General features: G+C 65.6%; 17 protein-coding genes and 1 tRNA gene. 6 read left to right on the top strand and 12 right to left on the bottom strand.

Features of this window, described 5'->3' with window-relative positions; translation table 11 throughout:
• Nucleotides 1–34: 34 nt before the first annotated feature.
• The 6 genes from JQ592_RS30025 to JQ592_RS30000 form a co-directional block, all read right to left on the bottom strand.
• Nucleotides 35–373 (bottom strand): lipid-A-disaccharide synthase N-terminal domain-containing protein, encoded by a 339-nt coding sequence (locus JQ592_RS30025; protein WP_211406378.1) that lies wholly within the window; start codon nt 371–373, stop codon nt 35–37.
• Complete coding sequence (locus tag JQ592_RS30020; protein ID WP_211406377.1) at nt 370–1,107, bottom strand: glycosyltransferase family 2 protein; 738 nt, start codon at nt 1,105–1,107, stop codon at nt 370–372. The genes JQ592_RS30025 and JQ592_RS30020 overlap by 4 nt, the downstream gene beginning before the upstream one ends.
• A gap of 66 nt (nt 1,108–1,173) precedes the next feature.
• On the bottom strand, nt 1,174–2,019 hold the full coding sequence (locus tag JQ592_RS30015) for a phosphatase PAP2 family protein (protein WP_211406376.1): 846 nt from the start codon (nt 2,017–2,019) through the stop codon (nt 1,174–1,176).
• A gap of 1 nt (nt 2,020) precedes the next feature.
• Nucleotides 2,021–3,763, bottom strand: a complete 1,743-nt coding sequence (locus JQ592_RS30010) for an ArnT family glycosyltransferase (protein ID WP_211406375.1) — start codon at nt 3,761–3,763, stop codon at nt 2,021–2,023.
• 50 nt (nt 3,764–3,813) lie between these two features.
• Nucleotides 3,814–5,874, bottom strand: a complete 2,061-nt coding sequence (gene pbpC / locus JQ592_RS30005; RefSeq protein WP_211406374.1) for a penicillin-binding protein 1C — start codon at nt 5,872–5,874, stop codon at nt 3,814–3,816.
• A gap of 137 nt (nt 5,875–6,011) precedes the next feature.
• Nucleotides 6,012–11,216 (bottom strand): alpha-2-macroglobulin family protein, encoded by a 5,205-nt coding sequence (locus JQ592_RS30000; protein WP_211406373.1) that lies wholly within the window; start codon nt 11,214–11,216, stop codon nt 6,012–6,014.
• Nucleotides 11,217–11,620: 404 nt separating this feature from the next.
• Between JQ592_RS30000 and JQ592_RS29995 the strand changes: the two genes are divergently transcribed.
• The 4 genes from JQ592_RS29995 to JQ592_RS29980 all read left to right on the top strand — a co-directional run bounded on the left by JQ592_RS29995 (nt 11,621) and on the right by JQ592_RS29980 (nt 13,865).
• Nucleotides 11,621–11,697: transfer RNA gene (locus tag JQ592_RS29995), tRNA-Arg, on the top strand.
• A 184-nt stretch (nt 11,698–11,881) separates the two neighbouring features.
• Complete coding sequence (locus JQ592_RS29990) at nt 11,882–12,499, top strand: hypothetical protein (protein WP_211406372.1); 618 nt, start codon at nt 11,882–11,884, stop codon at nt 12,497–12,499.
• Nucleotides 12,496–13,440: a hypothetical protein gene (locus JQ592_RS29985; protein WP_211406371.1), complete on the top strand. Its 945-nt coding sequence runs from the start codon at nt 12,496–12,498 to the stop codon at nt 13,438–13,440. The genes JQ592_RS29990 and JQ592_RS29985 overlap by 4 nt, the downstream gene beginning before the upstream one ends.
• A 188-nt stretch (nt 13,441–13,628) precedes the next feature.
• A complete protein-coding gene (locus JQ592_RS29980) occupies nt 13,629–13,865 on the top strand; it encodes a hypothetical protein (protein WP_246820756.1) in 237 nt (78 codons plus the stop codon).
• 23 nt (nt 13,866–13,888) lie between these two features.
• On the opposite strand, the gene JQ592_RS29975 is transcribed toward JQ592_RS29980, so the two are convergent.
• The gene (locus JQ592_RS29975; protein ID WP_211406369.1) at nt 13,889–15,166 is read right to left on the bottom strand and encodes a hypothetical protein; all 1,278 of its coding nucleotides are present in this window, start codon (nt 15,164–15,166) and stop codon (nt 13,889–13,891) included.
• Between the two features lie 278 nt (nt 15,167–15,444).
• The gene (locus JQ592_RS29970; protein WP_211406368.1) at nt 15,445–15,597 is read right to left on the bottom strand and encodes a hypothetical protein; all 153 of its coding nucleotides are present in this window, start codon (nt 15,595–15,597) and stop codon (nt 15,445–15,447) included.
• Nucleotides 15,598–15,859: 262 nt separating this feature from the next.
• Between JQ592_RS29970 and JQ592_RS29965 the strand changes: the two genes are divergently transcribed.
• The gene (locus tag JQ592_RS29965; RefSeq protein WP_211406367.1) at nt 15,860–16,021 is read left to right on the top strand and encodes a hypothetical protein; all 162 of its coding nucleotides are present in this window, start codon (nt 15,860–15,862) and stop codon (nt 16,019–16,021) included.
• A gap of 105 nt (nt 16,022–16,126) precedes the next feature.
• Here the strand turns inward: JQ592_RS29965 and JQ592_RS29960 are convergent, their stop codons facing one another.
• The 3 genes from JQ592_RS29960 to JQ592_RS29950 form a co-directional block, all read right to left on the bottom strand.
• Nucleotides 16,127–16,909 carry a hypothetical protein gene (locus tag JQ592_RS29960; RefSeq protein ID WP_211406366.1) on the bottom strand — a complete coding sequence of 261 codons (783 nt, stop codon included), beginning with the start codon at nt 16,907–16,909 and terminating at the stop codon, nt 16,127–16,129.
• 196 nt (nt 16,910–17,105) lie between these two features.
• Nucleotides 17,106–17,330, bottom strand: a complete 225-nt coding sequence (locus tag JQ592_RS29955; protein WP_211406365.1) for a hypothetical protein — start codon at nt 17,328–17,330, stop codon at nt 17,106–17,108.
• Between the two features lie 76 nt (nt 17,331–17,406).
• The gene (locus JQ592_RS29950; RefSeq protein ID WP_211406364.1) at nt 17,407–17,643 is read right to left on the bottom strand and encodes a hypothetical protein; all 237 of its coding nucleotides are present in this window, start codon (nt 17,641–17,643) and stop codon (nt 17,407–17,409) included.
• Between the two features lie 267 nt (nt 17,644–17,910).
• Here JQ592_RS29950 and JQ592_RS29945 point away from each other — a divergent pair, with 267 nt between their 5' ends.
• Complete coding sequence (locus JQ592_RS29945) at nt 17,911–18,258, top strand: DUF6481 family protein (RefSeq protein ID WP_211406363.1); 348 nt, start codon at nt 17,911–17,913, stop codon at nt 18,256–18,258.
• A gap of 152 nt (nt 18,259–18,410) precedes the next feature.
• Here JQ592_RS29945 and JQ592_RS29940 read toward each other — a convergent pair whose 3' ends face one another.
• Nucleotides 18,411–18,653, bottom strand: coding sequence for a pentapeptide MXKDX repeat protein (locus JQ592_RS29940; protein ID WP_130367076.1), 243 nt, complete (start codon nt 18,651–18,653; stop codon nt 18,411–18,413).
• Nucleotides 18,654–18,675 lie beyond the last annotated feature (22 nt).

Raw genomic sequence — 18,675 nt, 5'->3', positions numbered from 1 at the left:
ACCATCCGGATGCCTTGCCGCCCTCGGCCCCTGGTCAGCGATCCAGCGTCTTCGACGCGCTGCCGCGGTTCTTCCAGATCAGCATGATGTTGCGAACATAGATGATGGTCGCCAGCCCCTGCCCGAGGATGATGACCGGCTCGCGCTTCACGACGCCGTACACCAGCGTCATCATCCCGCCCCCGATCGAGCAGAACCAGAACGCCATCGGCACCACGCTGTTGCCGGCGCGCTCGCTCGCGATCCACTGCAGGAGAAAGCGCGCAGTGAAGAACAGCTGTGCGACCAGGCCGAACGCCAGCCAGAAGTCGAACTTGGCGACGAAGACGTCGTAGAGATAGTTGCTCAGCGCCTGACCGTATTGAATGATCATGCGTTCACCTCAGTCACATCTGGTGTCGGCTTCTTGCGGCGGATCAGCCACCACACGCCGACGAGATCCATAATGCCGATCCAGAGCCGGTCGAAGAAACCATAGTTGGACACGCCGGAACGGCGCGGCCGGTCGATCACGTCGACATAGGCGATGTCGTAGCCCTCGCGGCGGACCAGCGCCGGCAGAAAGCGATGTAGCCCATCGAAATAGGGCATCATCAGGAACACCTCGCGGCGGAACGCCTTCAGCCCGCAGCCGGTGTCGCGCGTGCCGTCCTTCAGGATGGCGTTGCGGACCTTGTTGGCCACGCGCGACTGGAATTTCTTGAAGCCGGTGTCCTTGCGTCCGACGCGCTGGCCCGCGGCGAGGCCGACCCGGCCCGCCCCTTTTTCCACCGCAGCGATCAGGTCCGGCAGGAAGGCCGGATTGTTCTGTCCGTCACCGTCGAGGGTTGCCACGATCACGCCGCGCGCGGCGCGCACCCCGCTGCGCACCGCGGCCGACTGGCCGCCTGATCTGGCATGGCGGATCTGACGCAGATTGCTCCGTTGCGCCATGATGGCCTTGAGCCGCTCGCCGGTCGTGTCGGTCGAGCCGTCATTGACGTAGATGATCTCGTAATCCCAGCGGCCGTCGAGCGCCGAAGTGATCTCCTCGATCAGGGGCGCGATGTTGTCGGCTTCGTTGCGCACGGGAACGACGATGGAAACCGAAGGCTGGGACGTCGACAAATCGAGGCTCGTGGTTGGAATTGGCCTGCCCCTCAGGGAACCGGCGGCCCCGGCAGGCAGCCGCTTTTATGGGGCGGATGCCCCGCGGGCAACCCTTTTGAGGCGCCCTGTGACCGGCCCCGGAAGTGGCACGATGGTGCCGTCGGCACGGATGGCAAAGGCGAGCCGGCGTGCTGCAAACCAATAGCGGACCGCCATGGCTCCGACCAAGCCGACCAGAGCTCCGGCGATGACGTCGCTGGGGTGATGCGCGAGCAGCACGAGCCGTGTCAGCAGGATCACGATTGCGTAAGTGAACATGAACACGCGCAGCCGCGGCCAGAGTGCGGAGACCGCAAACGCCAGCGCGAACGCCGCGATCGCATGACCTGACGGCAGGCTGGCATAGGCTCCCGACCCCTCGAACGGGATGAAGTTGAAGGGATCGGCCTTGCCGCCGACGAACGGACGCCCCCGGCCGATGAGGTATTTCAGGATCTCGCCGACGAACGCGGAGACGGCAACGGACAGAAACAGGAACTGAAGCCGCGTGCCGAGGCCAAGCAGCAGCGCGCGGCTTGTGCCGTGAAGTCCCGCCGCGACGAGCGCCACGACAATCAACACAACTCCCAATATCGAGAGCACGTACTCGTCCTTGCCGAAATCGGTGAGGATGCGGATCGGCCACAGGCTTGGCGTGCCGCGCGCCGGCATCAGCTGGATCTCGGTCCCGTCGAACGCCAGCATCAGCGCGATGACCAGGGCCGCACCCGCCATGCTGAGCCACAGCGAGTGCCGTGCCAGCTTTCGTGCGGCCTCGGCGCGACGCGAATGCGACGGCGAGCGCACGAGCTGCGCCAGCGCACGCCCCGACACCGTGAGCAACTGCGCGGGATAGCCCGCCCGCGGCGCGATATGGGTCGGGGCCGACATCCTATTCGGTGCCTTCCGAACGGAAGATCGAGATCGAGATCGCGCGCCCTTGCGAGAAATTGTAGCCGTCGATGCGCGCGCCGACCTTGTAGCGCAGCCCGATCGCCTCGGCGCGTTGTACGAAGCTGCGCTCGGAACGCTGCTCGATCAGCGCGAAGCGGCAGCTGCCCTGCCGCAGGAAATCCGCCGCGCCCGAGCCGTCGGTGAGCAGCGTCTGCGTGCCGGTCAGGAACACCAGGCTCGGCTCGTGATAGCCGGCGGCGGCCGCCTTCGGCCCGACGCAGGTGACGTTGCGAAGCGCCCGCGCGATCTCGATGCTCGGAAACAGCGGGGTCAGCGACGGCAGCACGATGCCCCAGACCACGACCGCCAGCATCAGCGCCGCGACCAGCGCGTTCAGCACCGAGCGCTCGGCGCGATTGGTGTCGAACAGCCACCAGGCGAACAGGCCGAAGATCAGCGAGGCCGCGATGAACGGCCAGGCCACGAAGGCCGGCTGCCGGGTCAGCATGACCGCGCCGACCACCGCGATGATCGAGGCTGCCGCGGGGATCGCGAACCACCAGGCCGAGCCGCGCATCAGCCAGGACCGCGACAGCACGCGCCGCTCCAGCGCGCCGACGGTGAGGATCGCGATCGCCGGATACAGCGGCAGCACGTAATGCGGCAGCTTGGTCAGCACGGCCTCGAATACGATCCAGGACGGGATCAGCCAGGCCAGCAGGAATTGTGCGCCGGGCTCGCGCCGCGCCCGCCACACCGCAGGCGCCGCCATCGCCGCCAGCGGCGCGCCCGGCCAGAACGTGATCCAGAACAGCGCCAGGTACATGCCGGGCGGCGCGCCATGGGATTCCTGCGCCCCTAACTTGCTCAGCATGTCGCCGCCGACGGAATCGGCGAAGAAGGTCTCGCCCGCGCGCCAGAAGATCGCGACGAACCAGGGCAGCACCAGCACCAGCATCCACATCAGGCCCCAGAGCGGGCGCAGCTTCCACAGCCAGGAGGCATCGCGGTCCAGGATCGCGAGCGCAACGATGGTGAGGCCGGCGAACATCAGGATCAGCGGGCCCTTGATCAGGATGCCGACGGCGAGCGCGGTCCAGAAGATCGCGGGCCAGCTCCAGGGCGGACGCGTCTCGTCCTCGGCGCGCTGCCAGGACAGGTAAGCCCGCGCCATCGCGCCCATCGCGGCGGTGACGCAAAACAGCAGCATCGCATCGGTCTTGGCGAGCCGCGCCTCGACGCCGAGCAGCACCGAGGCGCACATCAGGAGCGCCGCGAGCACGGCAGCGCGCCGCGTGACGAAAGCAAGCGCCGCCCAATAGGTCATGAGCACGGCGCCGATCGCGCCTATCAGCGACGGCAGCCGGTAGACCCAGATCCGCAATTCGGCCTTCGGCAGCTTGAGCGCCGATGCGGCTTCGACCGCGGCCGATTGCAACCAGTAGATGCCGACCGGCTTCTTGTAGCGGACGTCCTCCTGGAAGCGGATGTCGACATAGTCGCCGCTCTCGACCATCTGCTTGGTGGCCTGGGCGAAGCGCGCTTCGTCGCGATCGACGGGCGGGATGGTGAAGAAGCCCGGCAAGAACAGCAGCAGCGCGCACAGCAGCAGAAAGGCGACCGCGCGGGCGTGGCTGGCCGTTGCGATATCGAACATGGACACGAGCCGGCTGCCCGGATTCACGGGCGATTTCGGCTCACGGGGCGCTCCAAAACGGGGGCTTGGGTAGGTCTCGGCCATTGGTTCCGCTTACGCTGAAACCGCCATCGCCACAACCGCTTAAGGCAGGGTCATTGAATTCGAATGACAACTGTGTCCGCGGCGCCCGTGGCATCGATCACGGTGAGCCGTGCAAAGCCCGGGCCGGGCGGATCGATCAGGCGCTGGCGGCGGCCGTCGATCTCGCCGCGCGCCGTGCCGTTAACCATGACGGTCATCGGCAAAACCCCGCCGGCGACTTTTACGGGCATGGCGGCGCTCTCGGGACCGCCCGACCGATCGACATCAATTCGCGAGCCGTTCAGGGGAAACTGGATATGCAGCGCCTGCTCGCCCCCAGTCCGCACCAGTTCCCCGACCGGACGGAACCGCTTCAAGGGCAGCGGCAATTTTGCGTTGCTGGCGACCAGAGTTCCCTTGGGCGGCTTCGGTAAGGGGGCCAGCGTCTTGCCACTCCGGGCAAAGGCGTCGAACAGGATTGGGGCCGCGGCGACGCGGCCGATGAGGCCGGGAACCGGCGCGCCGTCGGGACGGCCGACCCAGACGCCGATGGTCATGCGGCCGTCGAAGCCGATCGACCAGGCATCGCGATAGCCGTAGGAGGTGCCGGTCTTGAAGGCGATGCGGTTGTGGGCGGCGTTCTCCGGCGGCGGCGTGCCGAGCAGGACGTTGCCGACCTGCCACGCCGCGACCTGATCCAGCAGCCGCAGCGGCTCGCGGTCATCCTTGGCCGTGACGATCTCGCGCAGCGGCTTGGTGGTCCCAAGCCGGGCGAAGCCGGCATAGAGCTGCGCGAGATCCTGCAGCGTCACGCCGACGCCGCCGAGGCCCATGGCAAGCCCGGGCGTCTCGTCTTTCGGCAAGATGAGGTTGCCGCCGGCCTGCCGCAGCCGCGAGGCCAGCCGGCTCGAGCCGACGCGGTCGAGCAGCACGATGGCCGGCACGTTCAGCGACAATTGCAGCGCCTTCCTCACCGGCACCGTGCCCTGGAACGTCATGTCGAAATTTTCCGGCGCGTAGGAGCCGAAGCGGACCGGCCGATCGTCGATCAAGCTGTCGGGATGAACGAAGCCGTCCTCGAAGGCGAGCCCGTAGATGAAGGGTTTCAGCGTCGAGCCCGGCGAACGGATGGCGCGGGTCATGTCGACCTGCCCTGCCCGGCTCTCATCGAAATAATCCGCCGAGCCGACGCGCGCGAGCACGTCTCCGCTCTCATTGTCGACCACGATGATGCCGACCGAGATGTTGGGCCCGAGCGCGATGGCACGGTCACGCGCCAGCGGCTCCAGCACTTTCTGCAAGGTCGCATCCAGCGTCAGTTTGATGACCGGATTGTCTTTCACGGTCGACAGCGCGGTGTCCGAGGCGTGCGGCGCCAGGATCGGCATCGGCTTGCGCAATGTCGGCACCGGCGCGGCCTTGGCCTGCCTGGCGTCGTCTGCGCTGACCACATGCTCCTCGACCATGCGATCCAGCACGCGATCGCGCGCCTTGCGCGCCGCCTCGGGAAAGCGGTCGAGCCGGCGCGTCTCCGGCGATTGCGGCAGCGCGACCAGCAGCGCGGCCTCCGCCAGCGACAGCCGCTTCGGCTCCTTGCCGAGATAGGCGATTGAGGCGGCGCGGATTCCTTCGAGATTGCCCCCATAGGGTGCCAGCGCGAGATAGAGATCGAGGATCTGCTCCTTGCTCATGCTGCGCTCGATCTCGATCGCACGCACCATCTGCCGCAGTTTTGCGTAGAGCGAGCGCTGCCGCCGCGGCTCCATCAGCCGGGCGAGCTGCATGGTGATGGTCGAGCCGCCGGAGACGATGTGGCCGCGCGTTCCGAGCTGCAACGCGGCGCGGCCCAGCGCCAGCGGATCGATGCCGTCATGGGCGTAGAAGCGCTGGTCCTCATAGGCAAAGAGCAGCTTCAGATAGGTCGGATCGACATTGGTCCTGGCATCGACCGGCAGCCGCCAGCGTCCATCCGCCATCGCGTAGGCGCGCAGCAGCTTGCCGTTGCGATCAACGATGGTGGTGGAGACCTGACGCGCTTCGTCGAGCGGGAGCGGCCCGAGGGAGTAGACCCAGGCGACGAAGCCGGTGATGGCAAGGATGAGGGTGAAGGCGGCGGCGGAGAGGATACGCATGATGGTGCGCCCTCCTCTCCCGTCGTCGTTCCGGGATGGTCCGAAGGACCAGACCCGGAACCTCGAGATTCCGGGTTCGGTGCTGCGCACCGCCCCGGAATGACGAGAGACTTCGCTGGCTTCGTTCATCCCACCACTCACTTCGCCGCCCGCACCTCGACCGTTCCCGTCCCTGTTCGGCCATAGCGCGAGGGGTTGTACATGTCCTCGACATAGGCCTGCGGCAGCACGTATTTGCCCGGCGAGACCGCGCGCACGACATAGGCGACGGTGAAGACCGACTTGGAATCCGAGGCCCGATCGACCGCCGCGGTGAAGCGATCGTCACGGAATTCGGTATCCTCGGGCTCCTCGCCATCCTCGATCCAGTCCAGCGTGCCGCTGTCGCCCGACGAGACCAGCTTCGGATTGTCGATCTCCAGGCCCGCCGGCAGATAGTCCGACACCATGATGTGGCCGTACTCGGGCTTGGCCTCGGTGATCTTGAGCACCACCGCAAAGCGCTGGTTCTGCTTGACCTTGCTGATGTCGGCGGGCTTGCCGTCGAGCGTGTAGTAGCTGCGCTCGATCTTGAAGCCGTTCGACGCCGCCGGCTCCGGCGTCACCGGCGAGCCCGACACCGAGACCACCGCCTGCACCGGTGCATCGCCGGTGTTGGTGATCTTCAGCGGCTTTCCGCTCAGCGTATCCGCCTTGTAGCTGCGATAGAGCGCGGTCTTGACCGGCTGGCCGTCGACCTCGATCGAGAGGTTTTCCTTAGCCAGCGCCCGCGCCGCCAGCACCAGCCACGCATTCTCCTGCGTGGAGGTGTAGGGCGTCAGCCCCCGCGCGGTCTCGACCCGCGACACCGCCTGCGTCAGCGTCGCCTTCGGCGCATTGCCTTCGCTCGCGAGCGACACCAGCGCCGCGGCATCGCGGAGCTGCGAGCCATAGTCGGTGCGGCCGAACTCCAGCACCGGTTTTGGCGCGAGGCTGTCGAGCGCCGCGCCATAGACGCGTTCGGCGCGGTTGCGGTCGCCGACCAGGGCTAGCGCCGCGGCAAGCTGCGACTTCGCGATCGGGGTTGCGAGGTTGTTCAGCTTGGTGTCGGCGAGATAGCGGAGATCGCCGATGGGAGCTGCGCCGTTGCGGGCGAGCACGTAGAGGCCGTAGGCGAGATCGCGGCCGCCGTCCTTCTCCGGCTCGTTGCCGTTGACGACGGAGTTGCGGATGCGGTCGAGCGCGTTCTTGAACAGCACGTCCGGCACCGCAAAGCCCTTCTCGCGGGCGCGGGTCAGGAAGTCCGTCACGTACGCATCCAGCCAGGCATCGTCGCCGCCCGCCGACCACAGGCCGAACGAGCCGTTCGAGCCCTGGCGGGCCAGGAGCCGCTCGATGGCGTCGCGGATGCGCTGGTCGACCTCGGTGTCCATGGCGAGATGCGCGCCGGCCGCGAGCTCGTTGACATAGAGCAGCGGCATGGCCCGGCTCGTGATCTGCTCCGAGCAGCCATAGGGATAGCGGTCGAGCGCCTTCAGGATTGTCGCCGCATCGAGCGCGGTCGACAGGCTGGCCGAGACCGAGACGCTGCCGGTGCCCGGCACGAGGTCGGAGAACATGTCCGAGGTCAGCGTCAGGCTCTCGCCCTTCGCCAGCGTCCGGATCGAACGCCGCGCCAGCACCTGCGTTGCCGCCTTGACGTCGAACGCATAGTGACGCGCCAGCGCGAGGCCATTCGGCCCCTTGATGTCGACGTCGAGCGTCGCCTGCCCCGCCGCGGTCGCATCGAGCGCGAGCGAGAAGGAGTTGCGCTGCTTGGCGGCAAGCTTGACCGTGGTGGCGGGATTGCCGGTCATCTTCACCGGGCCGCCCGTCTTGACGTTGATGACGTAGTCACCGGCCTGGCCCTCGACATTGTCGATCTCCAGATTGACTGTGCCGTGGTCGCCATTGAGCAGGAAGCGCGGCAGCGTCGTGGTCAGCACCACGGGATCGCGGATCACGACATCCGTGTTGGCGCGGCCGAGTTTCGTGGCGGTCCACGCCACCGCCATGACGCGCGCGGTACCCGCGAACTCCGGAATATCGAAGCTCACCTCCGCGGTGCCATCCGCAGCAACGGTCACGATGCCCGAATAAAGCGCCAGCGGCTTTTGCGAGGGCGGCGAGCCCTGCAGTTCGGCAGCTCCAGCGTCGCCGCCCGACTTGATCTGGCCGCGCGTGCCCGACATGCCATCGATCAGCTGGCCATAGAGATCGCGGATCTCCGCGCTGAGGCGGCGCTGGCCGAGATAGTAATCATCCGGCGCCGGGGGCTTGTAATTGGTGAGGTTGAGGATGCCGACATCGACCGCAGCGATAACGATCTTGGCGTCCTCGCCCGGATTGAGCCCGTCGAGCTTGACCGGGATCTTCAGCATCGCGTTGGGCCGGATCAGCGCCGGCGGCGTCAGCTTCACACTCAGCGTGCGGGTCTGCTTGTCGATGCCGAACCATTTCAGGCCGATCGCGCGGCCCGGCATGCGCTGGGCCGCCGCATCGAGCGGACGGCGCAGCGTCGCCACCACATAGGCGCCGGTGCCCCAGTCCTTGCCGACCGGGAGCTTCACCTGCGCCGTGCCTTCCTTGACGTCGATGGTCTGCGTCGTCAGCAGGCGGTCGCCGAGCACGTTGATGGTGAGCTTGCCGGCGCTGCGGACGTTGACCGACACCGTCATGGTGTCGCCGGAGGCGTATTGCGGCTTGTCGATCGAGGTCTCCAACAGGTCCGGCGTGTCGGCGCTGCCGTCGGAGTACCAGCCGACGTCGAACTGCACCGAGGTCACCGGGCCGTCAGCGTCGCTCGACTTGACGTCGAGCCTGTAGCGGCCGGGCTGCGGGCTAAGCGAGATGCGCGACGGCTTGTCGGCAGCGATCGTGACGTCACCGTCGGCGACGCGCGAGGTCGACTTGACCGGCTCGTACTCCCAGTAATTGTTCTGGCGATACCATTGGTAGCGCGACTCCATCTTCAGGAGCTCGTAGCGCAGGCCGTCGCGGCGCAGCCTCTCGCCCTCGGGCGAGACGAACACGACGTCGAACTCGGCCTTGTCGCCCTCGGCGACGTTCTTGTCGCCGAACAGCGGCTTGATGCCGATCTGCGCAGCAGTGGGCGCGACCGGGAGCACGATCTTGCGCTCGACGGCCCGGCCGCCGGTCTCGACCATGCGGACGAATATCTGCGCCTCCTGCGGCCGCGTCGAGGCCGGCTGCTTGTCCAGCGTCACCGGGAAGGTCGCGACGCCGTTGGCATCGGCCTCGGGAAGGTTCTCCAGCGGCGTGCGCTCGTTCGAAGTGGTCTCCTCGTCGGCGACGCCGAACTGGTAGCCGGCAAAGCCGGGCCGCTCGGCCGCAGGCGCGACCAGCATGTCGCCTTCGAGCTGGAGGCCCGAGGCCGGCGCGCCGTAGAGGAAATGGCCGTCCGCCTTAAGCTCCACTGGAGCATTAGCTTTGATCAGCTTGTCCTTGGCGGACAGGTCGAATTCGATTCTATCGGGAACATAGTCTTCGACCATGAACGTGGTTTCGCCGACCGAAGCGCCCTTCGGATCGGTGAAGGCGCGCACGCGCCAGGTGCCGGTCGGCACGGCCGAGTTGAGCGGCACGGACAGGGTGCGGCCGCCGGCGCCCTGGTCGGGCAGCACGGCCCGGCGGTATTCGACGCCGTCGGGGCGCTCGACCACCAGCGTCATCGGCCCGCCGGTCACGGCGTTGCCCTGCCCGTCGCGCAGCAGCGCAGTGAGGAAGACGGTCTCGCTGGAGCGGTAGACGCCGCGCTCGGCATAGACGAAGGCATCGGCACCGGCGGGCACGGCGCGCCCCGAGACGCCGCGGTCGGAGAGGTCGAAGGCAGACGTCTTCAGGCTCAGGAAGGCGTAATCAGCCTTCTCGCCCGTGACCGTGAGCATCGCCGGCGACAGGCCGCCCTCGCCGCGCGCGAGGCCCGCCTCGAACAGCACATGACCGGAATCGTCGGTCTTGCGCGTCGCCAGGATCTCGTTGTTGCGGGCAACCAGCCGCACCTCGGCCTTGCCGACCGGATCGGTCGAAGCCAGCGAGTTGACGAAGACGTGGATGCCGTCGTTGCCGGAGTAAGCGGAGACGCCGAGGTCGGAGACGATGAACCATTGCGTGGCGAGCTGGTATTCGTCGTCCGAGCCCGGGCCCTTGGCCGCGGCGGTCATCACGTAGACGCCGGGCTGGAGCTCGCCGAGCGCCTGGTCGACCGGGAATGCCGTGGTGACGTCCTGGTTCAGCGTCATCGCGGTCGAAAGCTCGCCCGACCAGACCTTGACGCCACGCTCGTCGCCGAGATCGCCGAGCTGGTATTTCGACAGCGTCTTCTGGAAATCGCTGTCGACCACCGTGTTGATCAGGTTGCGGTCGCCGATCCGGAAGACGTTGATGTTGACCGCGGGCGTGTTGACGCTGACCACGGGAATGCCGCGCTGGCCGGTCCGCGGCAGCACATAGGCACGGCTGGTGAAGCGCACGAACGGCTTGCGGTCGCGCACATAGATGTTGAACTCGGCCGATTTCGGCAGCCCCTCCTTCACCGTGGACGGCAGGCCGGCGCGCAGATTGATGTTGTAGCGTTCGCCGTGCTTCAGCCCGTCGACACAGAGCTGCTTGCCTTCCGCCGACAGCGCCGGCTTGTCCTGCCCTGCGAGGGCCAGGAACGGCGCGAAGTCGGTGCGCTTGGCGAGCTCCTCCGAGAACTGGAAGCAGGCGCGCGGGCTCGCCGAATCCGAGTCCACGGTGTAGTCGAGCAGCCGGAAGCCGTGTTCGTCGCGCAGCTTCTCATATTGCCCGCGGACATCAGCGACCTCGCGCAGGTCGAGCGACAGCCGCAGCGAATCCAGTGCCGGCCGCCACAGCTTGCGTTCGGCCAGCGATTTGCCGAGCACGGCGAGCGCGTCGGCCTCCTCGCCCGGATTGCCGGCCCGCATGTAAGCGATGTAGGCCGCGGTCGAGGCGCGCTCCAGCAGGAAGGTCTGTTCGCTCGAGTTCTTGGGCCAGATCTGAAAGATCACCTTGGCGAGCCGCAGCCAGTTGCCGGCATCGTCAGGGGTAGTGGCCGCGATCTGGCCGAGCACCGACAGGCCGGTGCGGTAATCATTGCGCCGGAATGCGGCGTCGGCATCCGTGCGCAGCGTCGCGTTGGTCTTGGCGACCGGGCCCGCCTCGCTCTTGATCTGCGCCTCCAGCTTGATCGCGGAATCGGCGAGATCGTCGCGTTTGAAGGCCTTGTCGGCGGCCTGCGCAGCCGAAAGGCCGAGCGCCAGCGCGGCGCAGATTGTGACGGCGCGAACAAGACCGATCATGGATGGACTCCCGGAAATCGCGGACGAACGCCGCTTGTCGCAAGAAATGCGCGGAAAGGTGACGGACTCAAGGCGATGGAACCAGAGGTGCAAAACGTCGCATTCGCCATGACAAGGCAGGCCCAGAGGAGACCAGTCCAGATACCGCCGCGCACGCCGTCCTGATGGCGCAGCAACACCTAGCCAGTCGACCGGCGGCCGTGTCCCGGAAGCTGTTCAGCGTTCCCGGCGATGTGATCCATCGTCCAGTCCGCTGCCGCTCAACCCGGCACCCTGACACCCCACCGTTCCGCTTTGTCGCGCCATTGAGGAAAACGGTTCGGTTCAGACTTGGCGAAAGACCCAATTTTTCATATTGGCATGCTAGATGAACGGCCAGCCGCCCCAAATGGGCGGCTCCAGACGGTCCCGTAGCTCAACTGGATAGAGTAGCGGATTTCTACTCCGCGGGTTGCAGGTTCGAGTCCTGCCGGGATCGCCAGAAAATCCGCTGTATTGATAATAGCTTAGATCGATTTCGCCTTTGTTTTAGTCACGATATTCGTGCTGCGAGCGGTCTCAACCACCACAAGCGAAATCAACGACTTACAAACGCCACCAAAAAAATCGTTCCACGCAACACGAACGCGACATGCGCGGTGCGATTTCGTCAGAGGCTCGACGAGATGCAGCAGCAAACGATACAGCGGGAAACTCATTTCTGGGAACGCAGCTGCCAATACTACGTCGTCGGCCGCTTCGCCTTCATGGCCGGTTTGCACCCGGTCGCGGCAAACTTGCTACATCATGCTGTCGAATTCGCACTAAAGGGTGCCCTTGCGAGAAACAAAACTCTAAAGGACCTTCGCAACCAGCTGCATAAGCTGCCTGACCTGTGGACGACTTTTAAGGCCGAGATAGCGGATGGCGCGCTCGGCTCGTTCGATCCGGTGATCGCCACGCTCCACTCCCACTGGAGCTTGCGTTATCCGGACGACGTGCTGAAGAACGGCATGGAGGTTGTGCACACGACTCATCGCACCACGATTCCAGATGGCTTCCCACGCCGGACACCGCCTGCACATCTTCTTCCGCCGGAGATAGCGGCTCAAATTAGCGAACGGTTAGCGGCGCTCCCGGAAGTCAAGCAGTACGAGACGCTCTGCCTACAGGACGTCGACGAGCTCATTGAAGGCATCTTCGATGCAGCCAAGCGTAATCCGAGGCAGTTCTTCAATGGGATGAATCCGAAGGCACTACAGACGCTGGCCGAAGGCAACTTTGCTGCCGGCCTACTCAAATGAACGCTGGCGCGCTGGAGGGCGTGTTCAAGCAGTTGCGCTTGGACGTCAAAAAGCCCTGCCCCTGTGGAAACGGACAGCCGGCCGAACGATGTCACCTTGACTGGGACGGCCAACTGCGAAAGCCAGTGCCAACGCTGACGCCGCCTGGCGCAATTACGAATTTCGCGCATCCGCGATGTTACCTGCAGGGAATGCGAAACTGCTCTCAGGACATTTCGCGTGAGCACTATGTATCCAAGGCCGTCCTAGATCAGATCGGCGACACGCTCCGCGTCGGCGGCATGAGATGGCTAGATAAAGACGAAATCTTGGAAACGTCCGCGGCAAGCCTCACGGCCAAAATCCTATGCAGTCGCCACAACGCGGCGCTGTCGCCGCTGGACGCCGAGGCTGCATTGTTTTTTCGACAGCTTCGCGAAGTGCACACGGATCTTGATCGCCAGACGTTGGCGCGCAAGCCGAAGTTTCACCTCGCCAGTGGCGAGATGCTAGAACTGTGGATGCTCAAGGTGGCGTGTGGGATGTTTCACTCGGTAGGCTCGGACCTTGGAGGGAAACCGATCGCCGAGATATGCAAAATCGATCTCGAAAAGGTCAACGCTGCGCTGTTTCGGCGACGCTGGGACGATCGTGGCGGCCTGTATTTTCTGGGTGGCGTTGGACAAGGCTACAAGTCCAGCTTGGACGTCGAGCTGGCGCCATTGAGCGACCCTAGCACCGGCACATACTGCGGCGTGGTGATGGCAATGCAGGGGATGCGGCTGCAACTCCTGTTCGATAGCTCGACAACCCCACCTTGGCCCTGGCCAGGCTTCACTCGCCGGCCATCTGGATTGATTTTCGAGCGGCGGCGGCGAGAACACGCGCTTGTCCTGAGCTGGCCGGTCGGAACGCCCGATATTGCCGTAAGGCTGACAATGGACAAAAGCGCGCCGCGGTAAACCGGTGGGCTCGCACTTGCCTTCCCGGTCTATCTCGCCCAACGCCAGCCACAAGACGCTCGGTTGCCAATCCATCGCCCTTCACGAACGCGTGGCTTGGCCTTTGAACCGGGCACATCAGCCCTATCTATGCGCCGGGCGACGTACGCCCGAGAAGGACCCCGATGCCACCATCCGAGTGGACAAGAATGGCCATCGCATCAGCCGTGGCCGTCCTCGCAATTTCGTTTTTGGCAATCGACGCGACCGTGGATGTGAACTCCGGCGGGATTGCAAAACGTATCGAGACGGCGCGGGCGTCCATCGCGGACGCGGCCATTAGCCAGCATCAACTCGCCTTCGCCGTTCAGGCGTGGTCGCGAGGCAATCACCAGAAGCCGCTCTCGGAGAAGCAGCCCCTGGAGCAGTGTCTGGCGATCGATTGATTCTAAGGTGCGCCGCCTGCGCATCATTCCCCGTCCGCCGACTGGTGCGCCCGCCACCACCCTGCAATCGCCGCGGCCAGATCATCCCACAGCTCGGTCGGCAGATCCGGCACCGCGACCCGGACGCTGTATTCGTGCGTCGTCGCATTGTGAAACCATTCCGTCGCGGCGAAGTCGAAGCCGAAGCTGCCGGCATGGCGGATCGGGAAGCCGTCCCGGCCGAGATCGTGGCTCATTGCGTCTGCGGCGTGCCGCGCGCTGGCCTCATCGAGGCAGCGCCTGCTGCGAAGCGTGACGTAGAGGCCGTGGGTGAAGTGGAGCTCGGCCGAGAGCTCTTCGAGCTCACGCGCAAAGCGCCTGGCCGCATGGCGGCCGTTACGAAGGATGGCTGCGACGCGCCTCCTTGTTGAGGTCCAATAGGCCGCCGTGCCCACGAAGGGCGGAAAATGCGCCGGCAGCGCCGCGCCGCCGAGAAGCCGCACGGCGTCGCGCGTCTCCGCCGCGAGGCGCTCGGACAACGAATGTTCGGCGCCCTCCTCGCTCCAGCCGACGAACACCGCAGAGCCGAGCCGGCCGTATTCCGCGCCGAGAGAATCGAGCTTGGTGTGGCTTCGTACCATCACGACGGGGATTCCGCTTCGCCTTGCCCAGCGCAGGACACGCCGGATGCGGCCGGATCGGCCGGCAAAGCATGTCGTGTCGAAGATCAGGAGATCGAACGCTGAACCGTCGCGGCGCAGCGCCGCTTCGAACGCGCCCGCGGAGACGCAGGAATCCAGCAGAAGAATTCGCGGCGCGCCGGCCGGAGCCAAGGCATCGGACCGCGGCAAACTCAACGTGACGAGCCGCAGATCCGGGACGAAGCGCTCGATCAGCTCGAGCGTCTCGCCGTAGGAGCCCGGCAGGACCAGCATGTCAGCGCTGGCGACGATCCGGGTCGCGGCAAACAACAGGGCCGAGATCGCGGCCATGCCGGAGGCGGTATAGATCGTCTCGCTGCTGCAGCCGGGCTCGCGTTCATAGAACGAGGGTCCGTTCACCTTCAGATCCGCGCGCTGATAGTCGTAGCTGAAGGTGAACGGACCGCTGGTCGGAGACGCCGTGGCCGACCACGACGTCTCCGTCGCCTTCCAGTCCTGCAGCGCATGCTCGGCGCGCAGCGCGGCGGTCAGCTGGAATTTCGCCCTGATGACCTCGTCCACCGAGCGCGGACACGGCACATGTCGCGGGCTGCTCAGGCAGCCATTGAGCAACCTGAGCTCGTCGCGCTTGCGCTCCAGATAGGCCTTGATGGTCTCCATATGACTTTTGTCAGCTGCAACTCTCCTTCAACGTCCGGCGCGCCTCCGGGGTCCAAACTGCGGCGCGCTACGCCGTGCAACGAAGATGCGTCTGCATCGTTGAGACTGCGCAAGGAGGACAGCGAAGCCGCGTGACAACACCAGGCTCCTTCGGCGGCCTTTTGTTTGTTCACGATCCGACTCCGCTTCGTTCGCATAGCACGAATCGCGACCGCGAGAATCAGCGCTGCGCAAATGTTAAGATGAGATTGCCGTGGCGCTGATCGCTTGCGCGCCCGCTACTCCGTCGGCTCCTCTTCGCGCCGCTCGCGGGCAAGCTGATGCCAGGCGATGGCGAGCTCGATCAGGCGTTGCCGGTCGGCGCCTTCGGCCGCCGCGGCGCGCTTCATTGCGGCCTCGGCTTCGTGCTGCGGGTCGTACTTGTTGCACATGAAGCCGATTGTAGCCGCCCGATCTGGACAAGTGCGTGGCAATTTCGTCCGTATGATTGCGGATGTCATAGGCCATTCTGACACGCTTCGATTGTGGCACCAGGGAAATTGCACTCGCGGTTTCAGACGCGTCCTCGTGGCAGGTGTCCGGCTTCATTCCGGGCGATCTGTGAATTGCGTCACAGCCTGCGCACGGCCTCCCGCGCTAAACAGTACCTCAGCGCTTCCCTTGGGAGCGCGAGACGGCGTGGGAGGTCCCGTCATGACACAGGAAGCAACCGCCGAAGCCAGGGTCCCGACACAGCGCCAGAAGTCCGACCTGTTCGGCATCGTGTGTCTTGCGACGATTGGTCTGGTGACGCTGGCCTGGATCGCAGGCCTCGTCTGGGGCGCGATGGCATTCTTCAACTGGCTGGTAGCCTGACGCGCGAGGCGATCAGCCCTCATCCGCGCGCAACCGGATCGACCGGCCAACAAAAAAGGCGGGCCTTTCGCCCGCCTCTTCGGTTTCACATCCTGCGCAGAAGCTTCAGTAGCACGCGCGCGGATCGGCCTGCACATACTGTCCGTTCGGATAGCGGTAGTAGCAATTGCCCTCGGCGAGATAATAGCCGGGGCGCGAGGCTGCCGTCGCGCCGGCGATCGCGCCGGTGGCGCCGCCGAGAACCGCACCTGCAGCGGCCCCCGTTGCGTTGCCCGAGATCAGTCCACCAAGCACACCGCCGACAATGGCGCCGCCAAGCGCGCTTGCGCCGGGATCCGCCGGCGGCGGCGGAGGTGGCGGTTCGTAGGCGACCGGAGGCGGCGCAGGGGCATAGGCCACCGGCACGTCGTCGTAATACTCCTCCGAGATGTAGGCGGGCGGACCGGCCATCCGCTGCGGATAATAGTACCAGACGCCGCCGACGTCCCACCACCAGCCCGAGCGGCCGTTATGGACTTCGTGGCGCCAGCGCCCGCCGTCCCAGGCGAGGTTGCCGCGATAGGCATGCCCGCCCCAGTCGCGCGCCGGCGCGGGGCCACGCGCGTAGTTGCGGCCGGGCGGCGGGCCGCCAGCATTGTGCGGGCCGGGACCGGGGCCGCCAGCATGAGGCTGGCCGCCGAGCTGCGGCGCGGGCCGGGCCGCCTGCTGCGGCGGAGGACCCTTGCGCATGTTCTGATTGGTCTGGGGCGGCGCGCCGGCGGCGGGCCGGTCCGGCAACTGGCCGGCGTCCCTGGGCGGCCTGGCTTCCTGAGCCTGCGCCGAAAGCGCGAGCAATGACATGGCCGAAACCAAGGGAATGATGATCTTCTTGCGGCTGGACGCACTCATGCGTGCTTGCCCCCCTACTCTCTCGCTTGCCGTGGTCCCTTGCGCGATAGACGATTCGCCTCGCGCCGGGGTGATGCCGGCTGACATGACTGACCTGCTTGATCGGCCAAGTGATCGGCCAAGTCCCGTTACAAATGATTAAGATCACGGCAATTTTTCGGCCCGACGGGGCTGCAAGGGGCAGAGCCGAGCGCCGCTAGCGAGCCGGTTCGATGACGTTGCAATTGCTCCGTCCCGACATCAGGCAGTCCTGCATCTTGCTGGCCGAGGTGAGATCGCGGGCGAGCCACCAGCCGATTCCAAGGATCAGAAGCGCGATGATCAGGCCGGCGATGGCGCCGCGGCGGTTATCGCCGGGTTGAGGTCTTGGCGGGGATTTGGGCTTCTCGCCCGGTTCGGGCTTGGACGCAGGGCTCGACATGACAACCTGATCGCACGGGTCAGTCGGCTTTATCACCTCTGCGGCGTGGCGTCACATCCCGGCCGACCCTTCCGGCTCAGCCCCGGGTCTGGCGGATCGCATCCTTGCGCGAGGTTTCGACAGCCGGGATCGCCTCGCGGGCCCGCGGTGCGCAGGTCGTGAGCACGAAGGCGGTCTGGCTGCACTCCCAGTCGGCGCCCAGGACGGTGTTCTCGATCGGTTGTGGACGGGCAAACAGCAGTGCGGCACCCGCCAGCGCCGCCACCACGAGGATGAGCGCGAGCGCCTTGAGGCTCAGCCGGAAGATGGTCATGCCCGTGCTCCGTCTCGAATTGGGGCGGACGCTAGGCGTTGCGTCAGGGCGCCCACTATGAGGGACATCACAATTCGGCAGTTTTTCGGGGCTACGAGAGATCGTCGGGGGAGCGATTTTTCGTCTACCTGATCGGCTGCGATTATGGGTGGCTTCGCGACGCGCGTCGATGTACACGCTTCTGCGTCGCGTTGCGCCTGCTATGCCCAGCCGACGTACCAACAGGCACTGATGTAGGATTGAAAGCGAGGAAGACAAGGCTCGTCGATGAGTGGATTCAGGGAACCCGGCTTCGCAGACCGGCAAAAGGCGGCGCAGGACGCACGCAAAAATCTTTTGAACAAATTCAAGTCGCAGCCGGGCCACGACGATCCGGCGGTGGCGGCGCGCCGCGCCGAACGCGAGGCTCTTGCGGCCAAGCGCGCCGAGGCAAAGGCCGCGCGCGAGGCGGAAAGGGCCGAGCAGAAGCGCATCGAGGAGGAAGCCAAGGCCGCCGAAGCCGCGCGGATCGCGCGCGAAGCGGAGGAAGCGGTCGCCAGGCAAGCTGCGCTCGAGGCCGAGCAGAAAGCCAAGCGCGACGCCCGCTACGCCGCCCGCAAGGCCAAGCGCAAGTAACGTGCAGAAGTAACGTTCACAAAGTAGCGTTCGGAAGTCACGTTCAATTGAAATTGAACGGAGACATCATGTCGGGGCGGTCCATGTGACCGCCCCCCGGACTCTTCCGAGCGCGCGTCTGCTTTCGCACGCGCGCCGGTGACGACAGACGATCAGTTCTTCTTCATCATCCCGTCGTCTTTCTTCATCCCGTCCTTCGACATGTGATCCTTCTTCATGCCGTCGTCCTTGGACATGGCATCCTTCTTCATGCCGTCCTTGGACATCGTGTCCTTCTTCATCATGCCGTCGTCCTTGCCCATCTTGTCCTGGGCAAAGGCGGCCGGCGACAGCGCGAGGCCAAGCGAGAGAACGGCAGCCGAGACGCCGAGCGCGATACGGGTACGAATGGTCATGGATCATCTTCCCTTCGAGATG

It is taken from the genome of Bradyrhizobium iriomotense (genome assembly GCF_018129405.1).
In the GTDB taxonomy this organism is placed as follows: Bacteria; Pseudomonadota; Alphaproteobacteria; order Rhizobiales; family Xanthobacteraceae; genus Bradyrhizobium; species Bradyrhizobium iriomotense_B.
Note: the sequence above shows the minus strand (reverse complement) of the source record. Positions and strands in the feature narration are given on the sequence as shown.

Coding starts and splice junctions, on each gene's coding strand:
- JQ592_RS29970 (WP_211406368.1), bottom strand. CDS start 15,597: ATGTGCAACAAGTACGACCCGCAGCACGAAGCCGAGGCCGCAATGAAG.
- JQ592_RS29955 (WP_211406365.1), bottom strand. CDS start 17,330: ATGTCGAGCCCTGCGTCCAAGCCCGAACCGGGCGAGAAGCCCAAATCC.
- JQ592_RS29975 (WP_211406369.1), bottom strand. CDS start 15,166: ATGGAGACCATCAAGGCCTATCTGGAGCGCAAGCGCGACGAGCTCAGG.
- JQ592_RS29965 (WP_211406367.1), top strand. CDS start 15,860: ATGACACAGGAAGCAACCGCCGAAGCCAGGGTCCCGACACAGCGCCAG.
- JQ592_RS29990 (WP_211406372.1), top strand. CDS start 11,882: ATGCAGCAGCAAACGATACAGCGGGAAACTCATTTCTGGGAACGCAGC.
- JQ592_RS29960 (WP_211406366.1), bottom strand. CDS start 16,909: ATGAGTGCGTCCAGCCGCAAGAAGATCATCATTCCCTTGGTTTCGGCC.
- JQ592_RS29980 (WP_246820756.1), top strand. CDS start 13,629: ATGGCCATCGCATCAGCCGTGGCCGTCCTCGCAATTTCGTTTTTGGCA.
- JQ592_RS30000 (WP_211406373.1), bottom strand. CDS start 11,216: ATGATCGGTCTTGTTCGCGCCGTCACAATCTGCGCCGCGCTGGCGCTC.
- JQ592_RS30015 (WP_211406376.1), bottom strand. CDS start 2,019: ATGTCGGCCCCGACCCATATCGCGCCGCGGGCGGGCTATCCCGCGCAG.
- JQ592_RS29985 (WP_211406371.1), top strand. CDS start 12,496: ATGAACGCTGGCGCGCTGGAGGGCGTGTTCAAGCAGTTGCGCTTGGAC.
- pbpC (WP_211406374.1), bottom strand. CDS start 5,874: ATGCGTATCCTCTCCGCCGCCGCCTTCACCCTCATCCTTGCCATCACC.
- JQ592_RS30025 (WP_211406378.1), bottom strand. CDS start 373: ATGATCATTCAATACGGTCAGGCGCTGAGCAACTATCTCTACGACGTC.
- JQ592_RS29950 (WP_211406364.1), bottom strand. CDS start 17,643: ATGACCATCTTCCGGCTGAGCCTCAAGGCGCTCGCGCTCATCCTCGTG.
- JQ592_RS29940 (WP_130367076.1), bottom strand. CDS start 18,653: ATGACCATTCGTACCCGTATCGCGCTCGGCGTCTCGGCTGCCGTTCTC.
- JQ592_RS29945 (WP_211406363.1), top strand. CDS start 17,911: ATGAGTGGATTCAGGGAACCCGGCTTCGCAGACCGGCAAAAGGCGGCG.
- JQ592_RS30010 (WP_211406375.1), bottom strand. CDS start 3,763: ATGGCCGAGACCTACCCAAGCCCCCGTTTTGGAGCGCCCCGTGAGCCG.